The 17764-nt window shown below is 62.9% G+C and carries 11 protein-coding genes; 7 read left to right on the top strand and 4 right to left on the bottom strand.

Annotated elements, in window-relative coordinates:
- The first annotated feature begins 24 nt into the window (after positions 1–24).
- The 4 genes from dnaK (at position 25) to C7449_RS14975 (ending at position 4298) form a co-directional block, all read left to right on the top strand.
- On the top strand, positions 25–1938 hold the full coding sequence (gene dnaK, locus C7449_RS14990) for a molecular chaperone DnaK (protein ID WP_108003709.1): 1914 nt from the start codon (positions 25–27) through the stop codon (positions 1936–1938).
- A 221-nt stretch (positions 1939–2159) separates the two neighbouring features.
- A complete protein-coding gene (locus tag C7449_RS14985) occupies positions 2160–3098 on the top strand; it encodes a lactate/malate family dehydrogenase (RefSeq protein ID WP_108003708.1) in 939 nt (312 codons plus the stop codon).
- Positions 3099–3286: 188 nt separating this feature from the next.
- On the top strand, positions 3287–3778 hold the full coding sequence (locus C7449_RS14980) for a redoxin domain-containing protein (protein WP_108003707.1): 492 nt from the start codon (positions 3287–3289) through the stop codon (positions 3776–3778).
- Complete coding sequence (locus tag C7449_RS14975) at positions 3765–4298, top strand: DsbA family protein (RefSeq protein WP_108003706.1); 534 nt, start codon at positions 3765–3767, stop codon at positions 4296–4298. Before C7449_RS14980 ends, C7449_RS14975 begins: the two co-directional genes overlap by 14 nt.
- A 339-nt stretch (positions 4299–4637) precedes the next feature.
- Here the strand turns inward: C7449_RS14975 and C7449_RS14970 are convergent, their stop codons facing one another.
- Positions 4638–6287: an MFS transporter gene (locus C7449_RS14970; protein WP_108003705.1), complete on the bottom strand. Its 1650-nt coding sequence runs from the start codon at positions 6285–6287 to the stop codon at positions 4638–4640.
- 567 nt (positions 6288–6854) lie between these two features.
- Between C7449_RS14970 and C7449_RS14965 the strand changes: the two genes are divergently transcribed.
- Positions 6855–8231 carry a PQQ-dependent sugar dehydrogenase gene (locus C7449_RS14965; RefSeq protein ID WP_108003704.1) on the top strand — a complete coding sequence of 459 codons (1377 nt, stop codon included), beginning with the start codon at positions 6855–6857 and terminating at the stop codon, positions 8229–8231.
- Positions 8232–8505: 274 nt separating this feature from the next.
- Here C7449_RS14965 and lon read toward each other — a convergent pair whose 3' ends face one another.
- The 3 genes from lon to C7449_RS14950 are packed head-to-tail and all read right to left on the bottom strand — an operon-like array spanning position 8506 to position 11857.
- The gene (gene lon / locus C7449_RS14960; RefSeq protein WP_108003946.1) at positions 8506–10923 is read right to left on the bottom strand and encodes an endopeptidase La; all 2418 of its coding nucleotides are present in this window, start codon (positions 10921–10923) and stop codon (positions 8506–8508) included.
- Positions 10924–10955: 32 nt separating this feature from the next.
- The gene (locus C7449_RS14955) at positions 10956–11360 is read right to left on the bottom strand and encodes an Hsp20/alpha crystallin family protein (protein WP_108003703.1); all 405 of its coding nucleotides are present in this window, start codon (positions 11358–11360) and stop codon (positions 10956–10958) included.
- A gap of 56 nt (positions 11361–11416) precedes the next feature.
- Positions 11417–11857 (bottom strand): hypothetical protein, encoded by a 441-nt coding sequence (locus C7449_RS14950; protein ID WP_108003702.1) that lies wholly within the window; start codon positions 11855–11857, stop codon positions 11417–11419.
- 614 nt (positions 11858–12471) lie between these two features.
- On the opposite strand from C7449_RS14950, the gene uidA reads away from it, so the two are divergent.
- Both uidA and C7449_RS14940 read left to right on the top strand, forming a co-directional pair.
- Entirely contained in the window at positions 12472–14355 is a 1884-nt protein-coding gene (uidA, locus tag C7449_RS14945) for a beta-glucuronidase (RefSeq protein ID WP_210204740.1), read from the top strand.
- A gap of 333 nt (positions 14356–14688) precedes the next feature.
- The gene (locus tag C7449_RS14940; protein WP_108003700.1) at positions 14689–17514 is read left to right on the top strand and encodes a glycoside hydrolase family 2 TIM barrel-domain containing protein; all 2826 of its coding nucleotides are present in this window, start codon (positions 14689–14691) and stop codon (positions 17512–17514) included.
- Positions 17515–17764: the final 250 nt, after the last annotated feature.

Raw genomic sequence — 17764 nt, 5'->3', positions numbered from 1 at the left:
CGAACGTGTGCCATGGAGGCTGTAATGGCAGGCAAGGTTATCGGCATTGATCTGGGAACGACCAACTCCTGTGTCGCGATTATGGAAGGCAGCCAGGCGAAGGTGATCGAGAACGCCGAGGGCGGACGAACCACGCCTTCGATAGTCGCCTTTACCAAGGATGGTGAAATCCTCGTCGGCCAACCCGCCAAGCGCCAGGCTGTAACAAATCCGGAAAACACCATCTTTGCCATCAAGCGCCTCATCGGCAGGCGCTATGACGACCCGACCGTCGAGAAGGACAAGGGGCTTGTCCCCTACAGGATCGTCAAGGGCGCCAATGGCGATGCCTGGGTCGAGGCGATGGGCAAGCAATACAGCCCAAGCCAGATCAGTTCCTACATACTGGTGAAAATGAAGGAGACGGCGGAAGCCTATCTCGGTGAGAAGGTCACGCAGGCCGTCATAACTGTGCCGGCCTATTTCAACGACAGCCAGCGCCAGGCCACCAAGGATGCGGGCAAGATCGCCGGGCTCGACGTTCTGCGCATCATCAACGAGCCGACCGCGGCCGCTCTCGCCTACGGGCTGGACAAGAAGAAGGCCGCAAAGATCGCAGTGTACGATCTCGGCGGCGGCACATTCGACATCTCGCTTCTCGACATCGGAGAAGGGGTATTCGAGGTCAAGGCGACAAACGGCGACACTTTCCTTGGCGGCGAGGATTTTGACAAGCGCATCGTCGACTGGCTGGCCGATGAGTTCAAGAAGGATCAAGGCATCGACCTGCGCCAGGATCGGCTGGCGGTGCAGAGGCTGCGCGAGGCGGCGGAAAAGGCCAAGATCGAGCTGTCGTCGGCGATCGAAACCACGATAAGTCTGCCGTTCATCACCGCCGATCAGCATGGTCCCAAGCATCTCGAGATCAAGCTTCGCAGGGCCAAGCTCGAAGACCTGGTTGCCGACCTGATCCAGCGCACGGAGCCGCCTTGCACGGCGGCGATGAAGGACGCGAAGACCACTCCGCAGGATATCAATGAAGCGGTATTGGTCGGCGGCATGACACGCATGCCGAAAGTGCAGGAGACGGTCAGGAAGATATTTGGCCGGGAGCCCAGCAAGGGCGTCAACCCGGACGAAGTGGTCGCCATCGGCGCCGCTATTCAGGCAGGTGTTCTGCAAGGCGATGTCAAGGATGTATTGCTGCTCGACGTGACGCCGCTGTCTCTGGGGCTCGAAACGCTGGGGGGCGTGTTCACACGGCTCATCGAGCGCAACACCACCATTCCCGCAAAGAAAAGCCAGATTTTCTCGACGGCAGAGGACAATCAGAGCGCCGTTACGATACGCGTCTTCCAGGGCGAGCGCGAAATGGCCGCCGATAACAAGCTGCTTGGCCAGTTCGACCTGGTGGGCATCCCTCCTGCGCCGCGCGGCATGCCCCAGATCGAGGTCACCTTCGACATCGACGCCAACGGCATCGTCAATGTCACCGCGAAGGACAAGGCGACCGGCAAGGAGCAACAGATCAAGATAGAGGCTTCGGGAGGATTGTCTCAGTCCGACATCGACCGGATGGTGAAGGAGGCGGAGGCAAATGCCGAGGCCGACAAGAGGCGGCGTGCGCTGGTCGAGGCCCGCAACCAGGCGGACGCGCAATTAAGTGCCGCGCAACGGACCCTGGACGAGGCTGGCGACAAGCTGTCGCCCGCGGACAAGGCGCCCTTTGAAGCGGCCATCAACGACCTCAAGACAGCCATGGCCGGAGATGCGGTAAGCGAGATCGAAGCGAAGATGCACGCGCTGCAGGTGGCCTCGACCAACTTCGGCGCGAAGCTCTACACGGCCAATGCCGGATCTTCAAAGCCCCAGCCTCAGACAGGAACGTCATCGGATGAAGGTGTCGTCGATGCTGACTTCGAGGAAGTTGACGATGGGGATGGGCACAAGCATTCCTGAACGCTCGACAACCTGCGGCGGGTGATCGAGGGTGACATTGCCATCGAAGCCGGCAGATCCTGAGCACTGCACGCATCGCCGACAGGCCGCTTGCTCGCAAGGTCATCCCTTGTCGGGCATGCCGCGAGCAGCTTGGTGAACGGTGCCTTGAACTGCGTTCGGTCGAAGCCGGTGGACCCGATTTCTGCTCAAATCGCGTTTGAGATGCCGAGAGCGGTCACATGAAGATAGGAATAGTCGGCACCGGAAACGTGGGCTCTGCATGCGCTATGGCGGCTGCGGTTCGTGGAAGCGCCAGGGAGATCGTGCTCGTCAACCGGACACGCAAGACCGCTGACGCCGTGGCAGCGGATATCCAGTACGGCACCCCGCTCGGACGCAGGCTTGACATCGTCGCCGGCGACTACGACGCGCTGAAAGGTGCAGGTGTCGTGGTGATCACTTCCGGGATGAATGAAAAGGCCGGCGGCGCAACCAACCGCAATGATCCGGAAGGACGACTGAGACTGCTCGGTAAAAACGCTGAGATCTATCGCGACATCGTGCCCAGGATCGCCGGCGCGGCGGCTGGTGCCGTTCTCCTTGTCGTGACCGACCCACCCGACCCGCTGGCCGACATCACGCGCGAGATCGCCGGTCACAGCCGGGTGCTCAGTGCCGGGACCTTTCTGGACAGTCTGCGGTTCCGGATCCATTTGGGCCGGCATTTTGACATCGATCCCGCCTCTGTCGAGGCGCAGGTGGTCGGCGAGCATGGCACGTCGCAGGTGTTTCTTTGGTCCTCTGCGCGTATCGGAGGGATCCCGGTCCCCGCACTGTGTGAGCAACGAGGCGAGAAGCTCGAGAAGGTACGGCCGGCGCTCGAAGACGCCGTGCGCTATGCGAATATCGCAATTATCGAGGGACATGACGCAAGTCAGTACGGGATCGGCATCGCATCTGCCCGCATTTGCGAAATCGTGCTGGCCGATGAACATGCCATCATTCCGATCGGTAGTTTCCAGGACAGCGTCGGCGTTTTTCTGTCATTGCCAAGCGTCGTGGGCCGGATTGGCGTCGTAAAGACAGCGGAGCCGGCAATGTCTGACGAAGAGCGTGAGCAACTCGCAAGCAGCGCAAATAGCATCAGGCAGGCATTGGATCGCATCCGAAAGAGCTGATACCCATCGCTTCGACAGCCGCTGGACCGGGCGCAACGCCACGCAGTCAAAAACTGACGGGTGTCAATGCTCCCGTCGATGAAAGGCAATAGCCTTTCCGTTACGCGCTGCGATCGCGCAGCCAAGGCGCTCATCGCCATATATGTTCCCCGGCCCGCGGGCTTCGCGTCCTTCGATAGGAAGCACATATGCCAACCATCCTTTCACCTGGCACCACCGCGCCCGACTTCACTTTGAACGCCACGCCGGATCAGAAACTGTCGCTGTCGGAATTCCGCGGCCGTCGCGTCATCCTTGCCTTTTACCCGGCCGACTGGAGCCCGGTTTGCGGAGACCAGATGTCGCTCTACAATCACGTGCTGGCGGAGTTTCGAAAGAAAGGCGCCGAGCTCGTCGGAATTTCGGTCGATGGGGCGTGGTGTCACCAGGCATTCGCTCACGACCGCAACCTGCATTTCCCGCTGCTGTCCGACTTCGAGCCAAAGGGGGCGGTATCGCGTGCCTACGGCGCCTATCAAGACAACGTCGGCGAGAGTGCCCGCGCCCTCTTCATCGTCGATGAGCAGGGAAAGATTGCCTGGAGCTTCCTCTCCCCGGTGGGGATCAATCCGGGAGCGGACGGAATCCTGGATGCCCTGGACATGATGCCAGCCCCGGAGACAACCAATGTCGCAACTTAGAGTGCCCGTTAGCGCGCGTGACCATATTCGCGGCGGCAACGATGCCGACGTGACGCTGGTCGAATACGGCGATTACCAATGCCCGTACTGCGCCATGGCCAACCCGATCGTGGGGCTGATGGAACGCCAGTACGGCCGCGCGCTGCGCGTCGTCTTCAGACACTTCCCGATGGAGGAAGTCCATCCTCTCGCCCTGACGGCGGCCGAGGCCGCCGAATATGCCGGTGACAACGGCGTGTTCTGGGAAATGCACGATGCGATCTACGCAAACCAGCCTCGGCTGGGGGTACCCCTTCTCTTCGCCATCGCGGGAACGCTGAAGCTCTCGCAAATCGGGCTACGCGATTCGCTTGCCAGTTTCCTCCACGCCGAACGGGTGCGATCCGATTTTCTCGGCGGCGTGCGTAGCGGGGTCAATGGCACGCCGACCTTCTTCATCAATGGCGTTCGACACGATGGCGGCTTCAGCGCATCGGAACTCTCCGCCGCGTTGGAGCAGCAGTTGACCGTGACACGTTGAAACGGCGAAGGCGCGGACAAGCCCCCTATCGCGGGGAGATCTTCTCGACGAAGTAGCGCGGGATCTGATCGCGCTCACGGCTGCGATAATACTCCATGCAGAAGCTGACGAATGCCTTGAACCGGGGCCTGATTGATGTCAGCCGCGGCGATAGGTGCTGGCATGACGAAGCACTGCAGCTAGACTGATCCGCATCTCACCGCTACAGCCGCCGCCGCTTTTCCGTCGAGATCAAGGCGCACGCCGTGCCGGCGGATGGGAGGCGGACGGCTCGGCGCTGATCCCGCAAATGGCTTCGACATCGAAACCGCGCCACCGCCCGTGACCGGCCGCTCGTGCTCACCGATGCTGATTGCGCTCGGCAGCGATGAGATGGGTCACCGTCGGCTTGCCGAGCAGCTTGGAACCGAGCTTGTCTTCGATAAGGCGGTCGGCGGTCGTCACGCGCCTGTGCTGGCGCAAATGCTCCAGCCATGATTCAAGCAGAAACGTCTCCATGTATCGCCCCTTGACGGCTGGATCTTCGAAGATGCACCAGGCATATGCTCCGTCACGCCTTCGCTCATGCGACAACTGTTCCACAGCCGCAAGAAACGCTTCACGATCCTTGGGGTCTATCCGGTACTCGACGGTCACCATCACCGGGCCCGCATCGGCTTCGACCGGCTCGGTGATGATGGGCTCAGGCCAGTGCATGGAAGGCGAGAGGTCGATGCTATCCCCGGTCTGGAGTTTCCAGCGCCATGTCAGCGGAATCGCCAGCAGCGCCCCGCCCGCGGCGACGAAATGGGTCAGCGGCAGCCCGACAAATTCGGCAAGGCTCCCCCAGATGATGCTGCCCAGCGTCATGCTGCCAAAGAACACGCATACATACATCGCAAGGCCTCGGCCGCGCACCCAGTCGGGCAGGACCACTTGTGCCGATACATTCAGACTGGAGAGCGTGGCGATCCAGGACATGCCGGCTATCAGGCTGGCCGCCAATGCGATAATCGGTTCCCTCGCCAAGCCGAACAGCACCAGCGTCACGGCCGTGCCGATTTCACCGAGGACCACGATGCCGTTCGGACTGAACTTCTCTCTCAGCCGCGGCAGGAAAAACGCAAAGCCAACCGCCCCCAGTCCGATCGCCCCCAGAAGCATGCCGTAGATGTCGGCGCCGCCGCCAATCTGGGTGCGCGCGACAAGCGGCAGCAACGCCCAATAGCCACTGGCAAACAGGAAGAATCCCGTGGCGCGCACCAGGGTTGCCCGCAGATGCCGGTTGTTGCGAGTGTATCGCAGCCCGGTACGAATGGCGCTGGCGAACCGCTCCGCCGGAAGTCGGTGCGTCGGAGGGGCCTTCGATCGTCGCCACCACAGAAAGACGCCGATCACGCCCATGTTGCTGAACGCATCGAGCCAGAACGGTGCGGTGATCCCGAACGCGGTGATGACGATGCCGGCCAGTGCCGGCCCAATGGCACGGCTGATATTGATGCCGACGCTGTTGGCCGCCACGGCCGCCGGGAGATCTTCCTTGGCAACGAGCTGCGGAACGATGGACTGCCAGGCCGGGGCCTCCAGCGCCGCCAATGTGCTAATCGCCAGCATGAACAACAGCAGCATTGCGGGCGTCACGTAACCGGCGGACAGCAGGGCGGCAAATGTCACCGCGACGAGGGCAACGAGGATCTCGAGGATGAGGATGAAGCGGCGCTGGTCGACGATGTCGGCGAGCGCGCCGGCCGGCAGCGCGAAAAGAAACAGCGGCAGGCTGGCCGCGGCCTGGACCAATGACACCATCAGCGGATCAGCATTGAGGCTTGTCATCAGCCAGCCTGCCGAAGCGTTGTACATCCAGGATCCGATATTGGCCACGACCGTCGCCAGCCAGAGCAGTCGGAACACACGGTTTCGGAAGGGCGCCAGCGCCGCCGCGGCCGCGCGAGGCTGGGCGGTCTCAGTCGTTCGGGACGGCGTTTTTTCTTCTGATCTCCGAGAGGCCATAAGTGCCTTGCCTGAACTTCTGAAGCGCTCGGGCGATTACATGAGGCGATGGTAGTCGGCGCCGTGAGCCACCTGATGCGCCGTAGTCGGCCATGTCCCGGAACAGCGGGTGCAGTGCCCGGGCCTGTATCGTCGAGCCTGTGCCTCACGGGAACACGCCGCCGGGGCTACACGACAGGTCTTCAAGTGTGTTCTCGTTTTGAAGCGAGTCAAGAAACTTGCGCGCCGCTGCAGCCTTGAACAGCAAAGCCGCCCGCGTCGGGGGGCACGACCAACTCGCCCGGATACTGTGGTGACCAGGATGACCGTGGTGCAGCCCGGCAAACGTGTGCTTAAGACTGTACACCAGCACGCCAGCGGGTTTCGCTGCTCGGAGGTTGGAACAGCCGAAATCCCGATGGCGCCGATTACGATCCCCTGCCATTCAACCAAGCCCTTCGTCTTGGCGGCGCAGTGGGCGAATGCCGCTGCAATATAACGGACAGCGATCATTGACAGGTCTCGGCGGCGCCATACCTTCCTTCAGTGGCGTGGGGCCGGGTTTCTGTAACGGAACGGAGAACTGTCATGCCGTCTTCACGCAAGGAACTTGCCAGCCTCGCAGGCGCGGCCACCGCCGCCTCACTGGTGCTCGCTTTGCTCGCGCCTGCGCAGGCGCAGGAGGTGCGGACCGGCGACAAGGCCTTCGGCACCTGGCAGGACGATGCCCCGGGCGTCGCCCGGCACATCACGGCGGCCGACCTGCCGCCGCCGAGCCTCACCGAAAACGATCCTGAAGCGCCGGATTTCGAGAACATGGCGAAGGTTGTGCCGGCGCCCGAAGGCAAGATGCCGGATGTCCCGGCAGGTTTCACCGTGCAGGTGTTCGCCAGCGGCCTGAACCAGCCCCGCGTCATCCGGATCGCCCCTGACGGCGATATCTTCGTGGCGGAAAGCGCCAGCGGACGCATCCTGGTTTTTGCCGCCGACGCGGCCAATGATGCGCCGGCCAAGCCCGAGGTCTTTGCCGAGGGGCTGGAGAAGCCCTTCGGCATCGCCTTCTATCCGCCGGCCGAACCGCGATACGTCTATGTGGGCGCAACCAACCAGGTCGTTCGCTACCCGTACAAGGCCGGCGACCGCAAGGCGACCGGGCCCGCCGACATCATTATTCCCGATATACCTACCAAGCGGCATTGGACGCGCGACCTGGCGGTGTCCCCGGATGGTCAACGCATCTTTGTCTCGATCGGCTCTTCTACAAACGTCGCGACGGGGATGTCGGAGAAGAACCCGGAGGAGATCAAGGCCTTCGAGAAAACGCACGGGCTCGGTGCAGCCTGGGGCGACGAAGAGAATCGGGCCGTGGTGCGTGTGTTCGATTCGGAAGGCGAGAAGGTCCGCAACTTTGCGACCGGCATCCGCAATTGCTCGGGCATGACCATTCAGCCGGGTACGGGCACCTTGTGGTGCACCGGCAACGAACGGGACCATCTCGGCGCCAACCTGGTGCCCGACTTCCTGACCAGCGTGAAGGACCGCGGGTTCTACGGCTGGCCATGGTACTACACCGGCGGCAACGAGGATCCGGCCCATGCCGGCGAGCGCCCCGACCTCCAGAGCAAGGTGACCGTGCCGGATGTCCTACTCCAGGCGCATTCCTCCACGTTGCAACTTGTCTTCTACGACAAGGATGCGTTTCCAGCGGAGTACCGGGGCGACGCATTTGCGACCATGCACGGGTCTTGGAACCGGCAGGAACGGACCGGCTACAAGGTGATCTGTGCCCGCATGAAGGATGGCAAGCCAACCGGCGTCTATGAAGACTTCATGACCGGGTTCGTGCTGGACAAGGACACGGTCTGGGGCCGCCCGGCCGGCATCGCGGTCACCCGGGACGGTGCCCTGCTGGTCAGCGACGATGCCAATGGCACGATCTTCCGCGTTACGGCAGGCAATCAGTGATCCGGCTCATCGGCAGTGCCCTCCATGCTGCGCGCACCGAAGAGATCAGGTCGGGCGGTTTCCGTTCCGACTGAGATTCGCAGATAGGGAGGGTTTGAATCGGGTCCGAGAAGCGACGGCGGCTTCGGGTGAGATGACATTGCGCGGAGCCGCACGCAATTTCGTTCGCAATGGCGGTATCATTGGCAAGTAGAAGCCAGAGTTCGCTGCGCAGGCGCAGCTGACTTCGATCCTGTTTGCGGCGTTGAGTTTGGCAAGGACCGCCTGAACGTGGTTATTCGCCCCCTTCTTCCGCACCGTCTGGTTCGCCATCTTCTCCGTCCGGGGCGTCGGTCAGGCCGGCCGCGATCGCATCGTCGACTTTCTCCAGCCAGATGAATTCCAGCTTGTCGCGGACCTCTTCGGGAATATCGGGGAAGTCGCGGCGGTTGCGGCCAGGCAACATCACGCGCGTGATCCCGGCCGCAGCCGCCGCGACGACCTTTTCCTTTATGCCGCCAACAGGCAGCACCAGCCCGCGCAGGCTGATCTCCCCGGTCATGGCCGTGTCGCTGCGCACGGCGCGGCCGGTCAATAGCGACACGAGCGCGGTGAACATGGCAACCCCAGCACTCGGACCGTCCTTCGGCGTCGCGCCGGCGGGCACGTGCACGTGGACGTCGATTTTCTCCAGCAGCGTCTCATCGATGCCGAGCGATGCGGCGCGGTTCTTGACAAGGCTGAAGGCGGCCTGGGCGCTCTCGCGCATGACCTCGCCAAGCTGTCCGGTGAGAATGAGATTGCCCCTTCCCGGAATGCGCGTCGCCTCGATGAACAGGATGTCACCGCCGACGGGCGTCCAGGCGAGGCCGGTCGCCACGCCCGGAACGCTTGTGCGCATTGCGACCTCGTTTTCGAAGCGCGGTGGTCCGAGAATCGCGTCGAGGTCGGCCGCCCCGATCCGCACGGTCGCCGCGCTGCCTTCGGCGATTTTTACCGCCGCATTGCGCAGGGCGCGGCCGATCTCCCGCTCGAGGCCGCGCACACCCGCCTCGCGGGTGTAGTCGCCGATGATGCGCCGGATCGCTTCGTCATCGATCGCGATCTGCTCCGGCTTCAGCCCATTTGCTTCCGCCTGTCGGGGCACCAGATACCGCCTCGCGATCTGGAACTTCTCGCCCTCTGTGTAGCCGGCAAGGCTGATGATCTCCATGCGGTCGAAGAGGGGACCTGGCACGGTATCCAGCATGTTTGCGGTTGCAATGAAGACCACATGCGACAGATCAAACGGAACCCCGAGATAATTGTCGCGGAACGTGCTGTTCTGTTCGGGGTCAAGCACTTCGAGCATGGCCGCCGACGGATCGCCCTGGATGCCGCGCCCCATCTTGTCGATCTCGTCCAGCATCATGACGCAGTTGCGCGCCTTGACCTTGCGGATCGCCTGAATGATGTTTCCCGGCAACGCACCGATATAGGTGCGCCGATGCCCCCTGATCTCCGCCTCGTCATGAACGCCGCCAAGGCTGATGCGGGCGAAGGGGCGATCCATCGCCCTGGCGATGGATCTGCCAAGCGAGGTCTTGCCGACGCCGGGCGGACCGACGAAGCACAGAATGGGCGCCTTGCCCGTGGGCGCCAACTTGCGTACGGCGAGATACTCGACGATGCGGCGCTTTATCTTGTCGAGCCCGAAATGGTCTTCGTCCAAAATGCGCCTGGCCTCTGCGACGTCGATCGGCTTTTCCTGCGGCAGGGCCCAGGGCAGTTCGATAAGCCAGTCGAGATAGGTGCGCACCATGCCGGATTCGGCGGCAGCCTCCGGCATGCGCTCGTAACGGCGCAACTCCTTGCGTGCGATTTCCTCGACCTCCGGCGGCATATCGGCTTTGGCGATCGCCTCGCTGAGATCGGCGATTTCCGGGCCACGGCCTTCGGTGTCGCCGAGCTGCCTCTGGATCGCCGCCATCTGTTCGCGCAGGATCGCCTCGCGCTGCCGCTCATCGAGCGATGCCTTGGTTTGTCGGCCGATTTCCTGGGTCAGCCGCAGCACCTCCAGCCGCTGCGCCAGATATCGGGACACCTTGTCCAGGCGCGCCGAAACGTCGACGGTTTCAAGCAGCTCCTGTTTCTCTTCGGGTTTGATGTCGAGATAGGCGGCGACCAGATCGGCCAGCGCATCCGGTGCGGTGGCCGCCTGCAGCGCGCCGATCATCTCTTGCGGCACCTGCGGCAGGAGTTGCAGCCCTTCGACGGCCTGCTGGCGCAGATGGATGGCCTGTGCCTCGATCTGCGGCGTCAGTTCCTGGCGTTGTTCGATGCGCTGCACCCGGGCGGTAAAGTAGGGCCGCTCACGAACGAAGTCGACCACGCTGAACCGTTGGTCCCCTTGCAGGACAAGGTGATGGTTGCCGTCCGGCGTGTTGACGTACCGCAGGATGTTCGCGACCGTGCCGATCCGGTGCAGATCGAGCGCTGAAGGTTCGGCAAGCTCTGCATCGCGCTGCATCAGAACGCCGACCGGCTGCTCATCGCGCAGCGCTTGCTGAGCGGCCAGGATCGAAGGCTCGCGGCCGATGGTGACCGGAAAGACCGTGCCCGGAAAGATGACGGCGTTGCGCACCACCAGGATGATCATGGCGTCGCCCGGCAGCGCTGTCGCGGGTGGTGGCGGGGCGGGTTCGGCGCCAGAACCGGTTTCTGCTCCCCGCATCAATTCGTTCCGATGAGTCATGGGTTTCGCCATCAGTCGCCTTTGCGCAGGGTGAACACCAGGCAGCCGTAGGCCGCACTTCGCTGCACCGAGGTGTAGCGGCCCGGCGGCAAGGGAATGCTGCGCTCGAAGCGGCCTTGTGGCAGCTCCAACCGGTGAATGACGGCTGTGCGCAGTTGCGGCGGAGGTGGGCGGCGGCCCGCCACAATGAGCACGTCGCCTTGGATGGCGGCGTCGACCGAATTCGGCTCTATGCCAGGAAGGGCGACCATGATCACCACTTCGTCGGCGAGTTCCAGCACGTCCACGGGCGGCTCCCATGCCGGCTGCTGCGACGGCCCCCGCGGCTGGAAGAAGTTGCGGTGCAGTTGCTCGGCTCGCATCAGCATGGCGATGGCTTCCGACCACATCCAGTTGGTAGAATCGTCACGCCCCATCTGCAATTACCTTCCCAATCTGGCGTTCCATGGTCTTCTCGTCCGCCGGCGGACGACTAGAATTCGGAGTGTTCCTCGGGATGCTCATGCAGATACACAATCACCAGCATCGCCATGCTTGCCCCGGCGACCGTTCCCGACGTCAGGCCGAAAAGAGCGCCCGTGGTAACGCCGAAGAGCAGGCCGATATCATGTCCAGCCAGCCCGCCGATCACCGATGAAAAGACGACGCCGAGCCAGAAAGCGGGCGGAATGGATTTGTCGCGCGGCCTCGCGAAGAGGTCGGGGTAGGAGTCTCCGAGGAAGTGGCGAAGCAACCAGATCATCACCAGCGCGAACAGCGCCGCAAAGATTGAAAGGAGTCTGTCACCGACCCTGCCACCAAGGGTCCAGCCGACGGCTGCGCCAGCGACCGCGCCAATAATCAGGGCGATGAAAATGAATATCGACGCGAAGTTGCTCGTACTCCGAGTCCCGGTTCCGCGTGTCGTTGCCATCTTTGCTCCTTCGCCAGGCCGGCAGGGACAGGACGGCGCCCTTGGTCTGATCCGGCTTTGGCACTGAGCGGCGGTCGGCCTATAAACGCTCCCAGAGCAATCGACCGCCTTTGCCCGTTTTGAGGAACCGCACCGCAAATCCGCACGGATACACGTTGCTCCGGTGCCATTTGCCGTTCAACCGTTCTGAAAACCGGGCTCTTTTCGCCCCCCGGTCAGCGCATGGTCATCAACCGCTATCACGTCATTGGGGCACTCTGGTGATAATGCCACTTGCAATGCCGGCTTGCATTCAAAATCGCCCGCTTCCGTTTCTCCACGACTGACAGAGCCGGATCTCGAGGCCAGATCTGGAGCCGCATCGGGATGGGCGAGGCAGATCGATGTTCGACCGCCAGTGCGGAATCGCTGCGAGCAGGGCGCGTGTCATCTTCGAGCCTGGCGGTTGTGATTTGACTGGCGGGGACGCTAGGAATTCGAACGGGCAGATGGTACCTTCGCATGCTTGTGCAGACGGGCCGAGGAGCTTGTCGTTGCAGCAATCATCCACCATTGGCGATCCGGCTCCGAGCCCCCTTTCGGTTAGTCGACGCGACCTCCTATGGGCCTCGGCGATGGCGGGGGCCATCTCCGTGGCAGGCGCTCCCGCGGCCGCTCAAAGCCCCTCCGAGCCCCTTCCGTCGCCGAATTCAACCTCTCCAGGGCAGGGGCTGCTCTATCCGCAGCGAAACGAAACTCGCGATCTGATCGATCTCTCAGGATTGTGGCAGTTCCAGATGGACCCGCATGGACAGGGCGAAGCGCAGGGCTGGTTCCAGGCCCTTCCTAGCCCGCGGACGATCCCGGTGCCGTGCAGCTGGAACGACCTGTTCGACGACGCTCACACCTATGTCGGGCTCGCCTGGTACCGAATCGAGGTGTGGGTGCCCTCGGGCTGGCGTGGCCGGCGCGTGATCCTGCGCGTCGGATCGGCGACCTATGCCGCCAGGGTATGGGTCAACGGCTCGCTCGTGACGGAGCACCTCGGCGGCAACCTGCCCTTTGCGGTCGAGATCACCCAACAGCTGGCCTGGGAGCGGGCAAACGTCATCGCCATCGCGGTCGAGAACGAGCCGAAGCCGGAGCGGGTGCCGCCCGGCCCGCCTCCCGGGGGTGGCGGGGTGCTTGGCGTCGCGGCCGGTTTCCCCGGGACGACCTACGACTTCTTCCCCTATTCGGGGCTGCACCGCCAGGTGTGGCTCTGTGCAGTCCCAGCCGTGCACATCGATGACATCACGGTCGTGACAACGATCGAAGGCGGTGACGGCATCGTCAACCTGAAGGTCGCGACCGTCGGCGCCGAAGCAGGCACCGGAAAGGCGCGCCTGGACGGCATCGAGGCCGACCTCGTGTTCCGCGCCGGCATGGCCGAGGCCACTCTGCGCGTGCCGGGGGCACGGCTCTGGAGCCCACAGGATCCGTACCTCTACCGATTGACCGTCACACTGACCGACCAGGCGCGGGTCGTCGACATTTACGCCCTCGACATCGGCATCCGCACGGTCGCGGTCCGGGGCGACCAGATCCTGCTCAACGGCCAGCCGATCAAGCTCACCGGTTTTGGCAAGCACGAGGATTTTGCGCTCAGCGGCCGTGGCCTGAACCTGCCGGTGTGGATCCGCGACTATGAGCTGCTGCGCTGGATCGGCGCCAACTCCTACCGCACGTCGCATTACCCCTATCCGGAAGAGGTGATGCAGCTGGCCGATCAGCGTGGCGTGCTGGTGATCAACGAAATCCCCGCCGTCGGCTTGAATATGGCGGATTCGCAGCAACTCACTGAGCAGCGCCTCATGCAATCGCAGTCGCAACTGCGCGAGTTGATCGCGCGCGACAAGAACCATCCGAGCACGATCATGTGGTGCGTGGCAAACGAGCCGGTGGCTCGCGCGCCAAACGATGAGGTTCCTCTGTCGCCAGCGCTGAAGCAGACGGCGATTGACGCCGGCACGCAGTTCTTTCGCCGGGTCTATGACGAGGCACACCGGCTCGACGGAACGCGGCCGGTCACGCTCGTCGGGGTCGGCGGCGGGCCGCGCGAATGGCACAAACCATTCGATGTGATTTGCATAAATCGTTACTATGGGTGGTATGGTGGCCTGGGCGGCCGGCTCGATCAGGCAGCCGCGGCGCTGGCACGCGACCTGGACGAATTGCACCAATCATTCGCCAGGCCGATCATCATCACCGAGTTTGGTACCGACGCGCTGCCGGGCACGCATAGCCTGCCGCCCGAGATGTGGAGCGAGGAATATCAGGTGGAATTCTTGCGCCGCTACCTCGATGTCGCAGCGCAGCGTCCGTTCATGGCCGGGATGCATGTCTGGGCATTTGCCGATTTCAGGACCGTCCAGGGCGTCGGGCGTGCGGGGAGCATGAACTACAAGGGTGTGTTCACCCGCGACCGCCGGCCCAAGATGGCGGCGCTTTTCCTGCGCAGCCGCTGGGTCGGGGCGTGAGGGGCCATTCCGCCAATGCGCCACCGCGGCGCTCCCGTTTTGGCCTGTGTTTTCCTGTCGTGTGTCCGGAACGAAACCGATCCCGTGCGGTTCTGCATGTCGGCGTGTCGTCCCAGTTTCCTGCATCCGGTCCAAGGCCTGCTGGCGGGCCCGGCCCGGATGGGCATGGCATCGCAGCATAGCCATGCCGCATTTGGACCATGCAATGACCTTGGTTTTAAGAAAGCCTGATGTTGCAGCGGCAATCTCGAAGGTTTTAGGTGCAGCGAGCTGACGACGGGCATTGGCGCGTTCTTTTCACAAGCGGTCCTTCGGGCCGAAGGGAGAAGGAACATGAAACGCGTTTGGATTGCCGGGTTTCTGCTTCTTTCGACGCTCAACGGCATGGCCCTGGCCCAGGGCGCACCGCCCGCCGCAACCGACCCGAGCACCACGGGAACAGTCGGCCAGCCAGGTGCCATCGCGGCGCAGCTGCGGACGACGACACCCCTGATGCAGGGCTGGAAATTCACCTTCGACAACAATCTCAGCGACGATGACGCGCTGGCTTCCAGGGCAACCAATTGGGAAACGGTAAACCTGCCCCATACCTGGAATGCCGACGCTGCCACGACCGGCAACACCTCACCCTACAAGCGCGGTCTCGGCTGGTATCGGCTGGAGTTCGACACACCGGCGAAGGGAGCGCGCAAGTGGCTGGAATTCGGTGCGGCAAGCCTTGTCGCCGACGTCTGGCTGAACGGACACAAGCTCGGACAACACAAGGGCGGGTTCACGCTCTTTCGGTTCGACGTCACGGACACGTTGGTTCCGAACGGCAAGAACGTGCTGCTCGTCAAGGTAGATAACACCGCGCCCACCGCAGCTGACGACCCGACCGACATTCCGCCGTTGGGAGGCGATTTCATCTTGTACGGCGGCCTTTACCGTCATGTTTCCCTGGTATCAACCGCCGACGCGGTGCACTTCGAACTCGGCGACATGGGCGGTCCAGGCGTCTATGCTGCCACCACCGCCATCTCCCGCGATAGCGCCACCGTCAACGTGCGCGCCAAGCTGAAGAGCGATGCCCAGGCCGGCGCCGACTACCTGGTTCGCCTCTCCTTGCTGGACGCGGACAGCCATGTCGCGCAGAGCGCGGAGGAGAGCGTATCGCTGGATGCGGGCGGCAGGGTGGCGGTCTCCCACGACCTTCAGGTGAGCCGACCGCACCTGTGGCATGGCATCGAAGATCCCTACCAGTACAAGCTGTTTGCCGAACTGCTGACGCAAGATGGCAAGGCCATCGACAAGGTTGTGCAGGATTTCGGCATCCGTGAAATGCGCTTCGATCCTGAGAAGGGATTCTTCCTGAACGGCAAGCATGCCGCCCTGCACGGGGTCGCCACACACCAGGAAACCTACCGCAAGGGCTGGGCCGAAACGACCAGCGACGTCGACGAGAAGTTGGCCCTGGTCAAGGAGATCGGGGCCAACACCATTCGCCTCGCACACTATCCCTATGACCAGTACATGCTTGAAAAGCTCGATCGCATGGGGCTCATAGCCTGGGCGGAACTCCCTGTCGGCATCGGCGTCACGACGGATGTCCCCGTCATCATCGGACAGGCAGGCCGGTCGGTGTGCCCCCATAGCGAAGCCTCCCGCTCCTTCCGCGCCAGTGCGCGCCAGCAGTTGCAGGAGATGATCAGACAGCAGTTCAATCATGCTGCCGTGGCCATCTGGGCCCTCGGCAACGAAACCACCTACATGCACAAGGACTGTGCGGGGCCCTGGCCCGACAATCTAACCCCGGTCTTTCGCGAGTTGCAGGCGGCGGCCAAGGCCGAGGATCCCTATAGGGTCACGGCCTACGCGGATAACGTCACCCAGGCGCTGCCTCCAGTGAACGGCAACTACATCGATCTGGGCGGCATCACCGATGTCTGGGCCCGCAACCAGTATCCTCTCTGGTATTCGGGCCCGGTCGCGCGGCTGACCACCATACTCGATGCCGTGCGCGGGCGGTATCCCGACCAGCCCGTCGGCATATCCGAGTACGGCGCCGGCGCAGCGCTGACCCATCACACCGACAATGTACTGGGCGGCCCGCCCGAGGTCCGGAACCCGGGCCTGCCCGTCGTCTATCAGCCGGAGGAATACGCAAGCTTCGTGCACGAGCAGGTCTATGCGAAGATCCTGTCCACCGACTATCTCTTTGCCACCTATGTCTGGAACATGTTCGATTTCGCCACCGGTCTCCGCAACGAGGGTGACGTCCAGGACGTCAACACCAAGGGCCTCGTCAGCTTCGACCGCAAGACCAGGAAGGATCCGTTCTACTTCTACAAGGCGAACTGGAGTTCCGATCTGGTGACCTACATCACCAGCCGCCGCTACACGAACCGCGCCTACCCGATCGCCGACGTCAGGGTCTACAGCAACGCCGACCGGGTCGAGCTCTCGGTCAATGACAGGCCGGTCGGCGCGATGAAGCAGGAACAATGCCTTCTGAAGACGTGCGTGTTCAAGAACGTCAGACTGGCTCAGGGCGCCAACAAGGTGGTGGCTGTCGGGCAGCGTGGGGACGACTCGATAAAGGATTCGGTCGACTGGTCGCTGAACACAAAGAACATCAACATCGCGGCCGGCCAGTTGGAGACCGGCTTCATGTCCGGGGAACATCCCGACAAGCTGGCCCTCGATGACGCCACCGCTCCGGATGTGACGGGGTCCACATCGGCATCTTCGTCGGGCGAACTCTTCGGCTCCGACAACTTCTTCATCGGCGGCGAGGGCGATTGGCTGGTATCGAAGGGGCTCGATGCGCCGCTGGACACGACCGCTGTCCAGGGAACGGACGATCCGCAACTGTTCAAGAATTTCCGTCGCGGTACTTTCAGCTATTTCGTTCCGCTCGATGACGGTGACTATACGGTCACGCTTGGTTTCCTTGAACCGGACAAGGCCAAGAAGATCGGCGAGCGTGTCTTCGACGTCGTCGCGAACGGCGAGATCGAGCTCGAAAACTTCGACGTGCTGAAGGCCGCCAAAGGCAAGTACCGCACGGCTATCGACGAGTCTTTTTCGACAAAGGTCGCCGACGGATATCTCAAGCTCGATTTCACGCCGAGCCTGGGCGAAGCCGTTGTGTCGAACATCCGTATCCGGAAGCGATAGCGAAGGGGCGGGAGGCTGACTTGAAGGTCTCATTGATTGGCCTGGCGGCCGCATCGGGTCGACGATCACAGCGGAACTGCTGCGGCGGGGGCATGCGGTCTCTGGAATTGCGCTCCCATCTCGCCTGGGCAGAGCAACGCAAGTGGCTTGGCCTTAGACGCTGTGATCTCGACAACGCGCTTCGACACGTCGGATCCCGCCGCGCTGATCGCAGCCGTCAAATCGGCCGAAGTCGGCCGCGCCCGCTTGT

This window comes from Mycoplana dimorpha (assembly GCF_003046475.1).
Taxonomy (GTDB): Bacteria; Pseudomonadota; Alphaproteobacteria; order Rhizobiales; family Rhizobiaceae; genus Mycoplana; species Mycoplana dimorpha.
The sequence above is the reverse complement of the archived record's forward strand: the minus strand, read 5'-3'. Positions and strand labels throughout refer to the sequence as shown.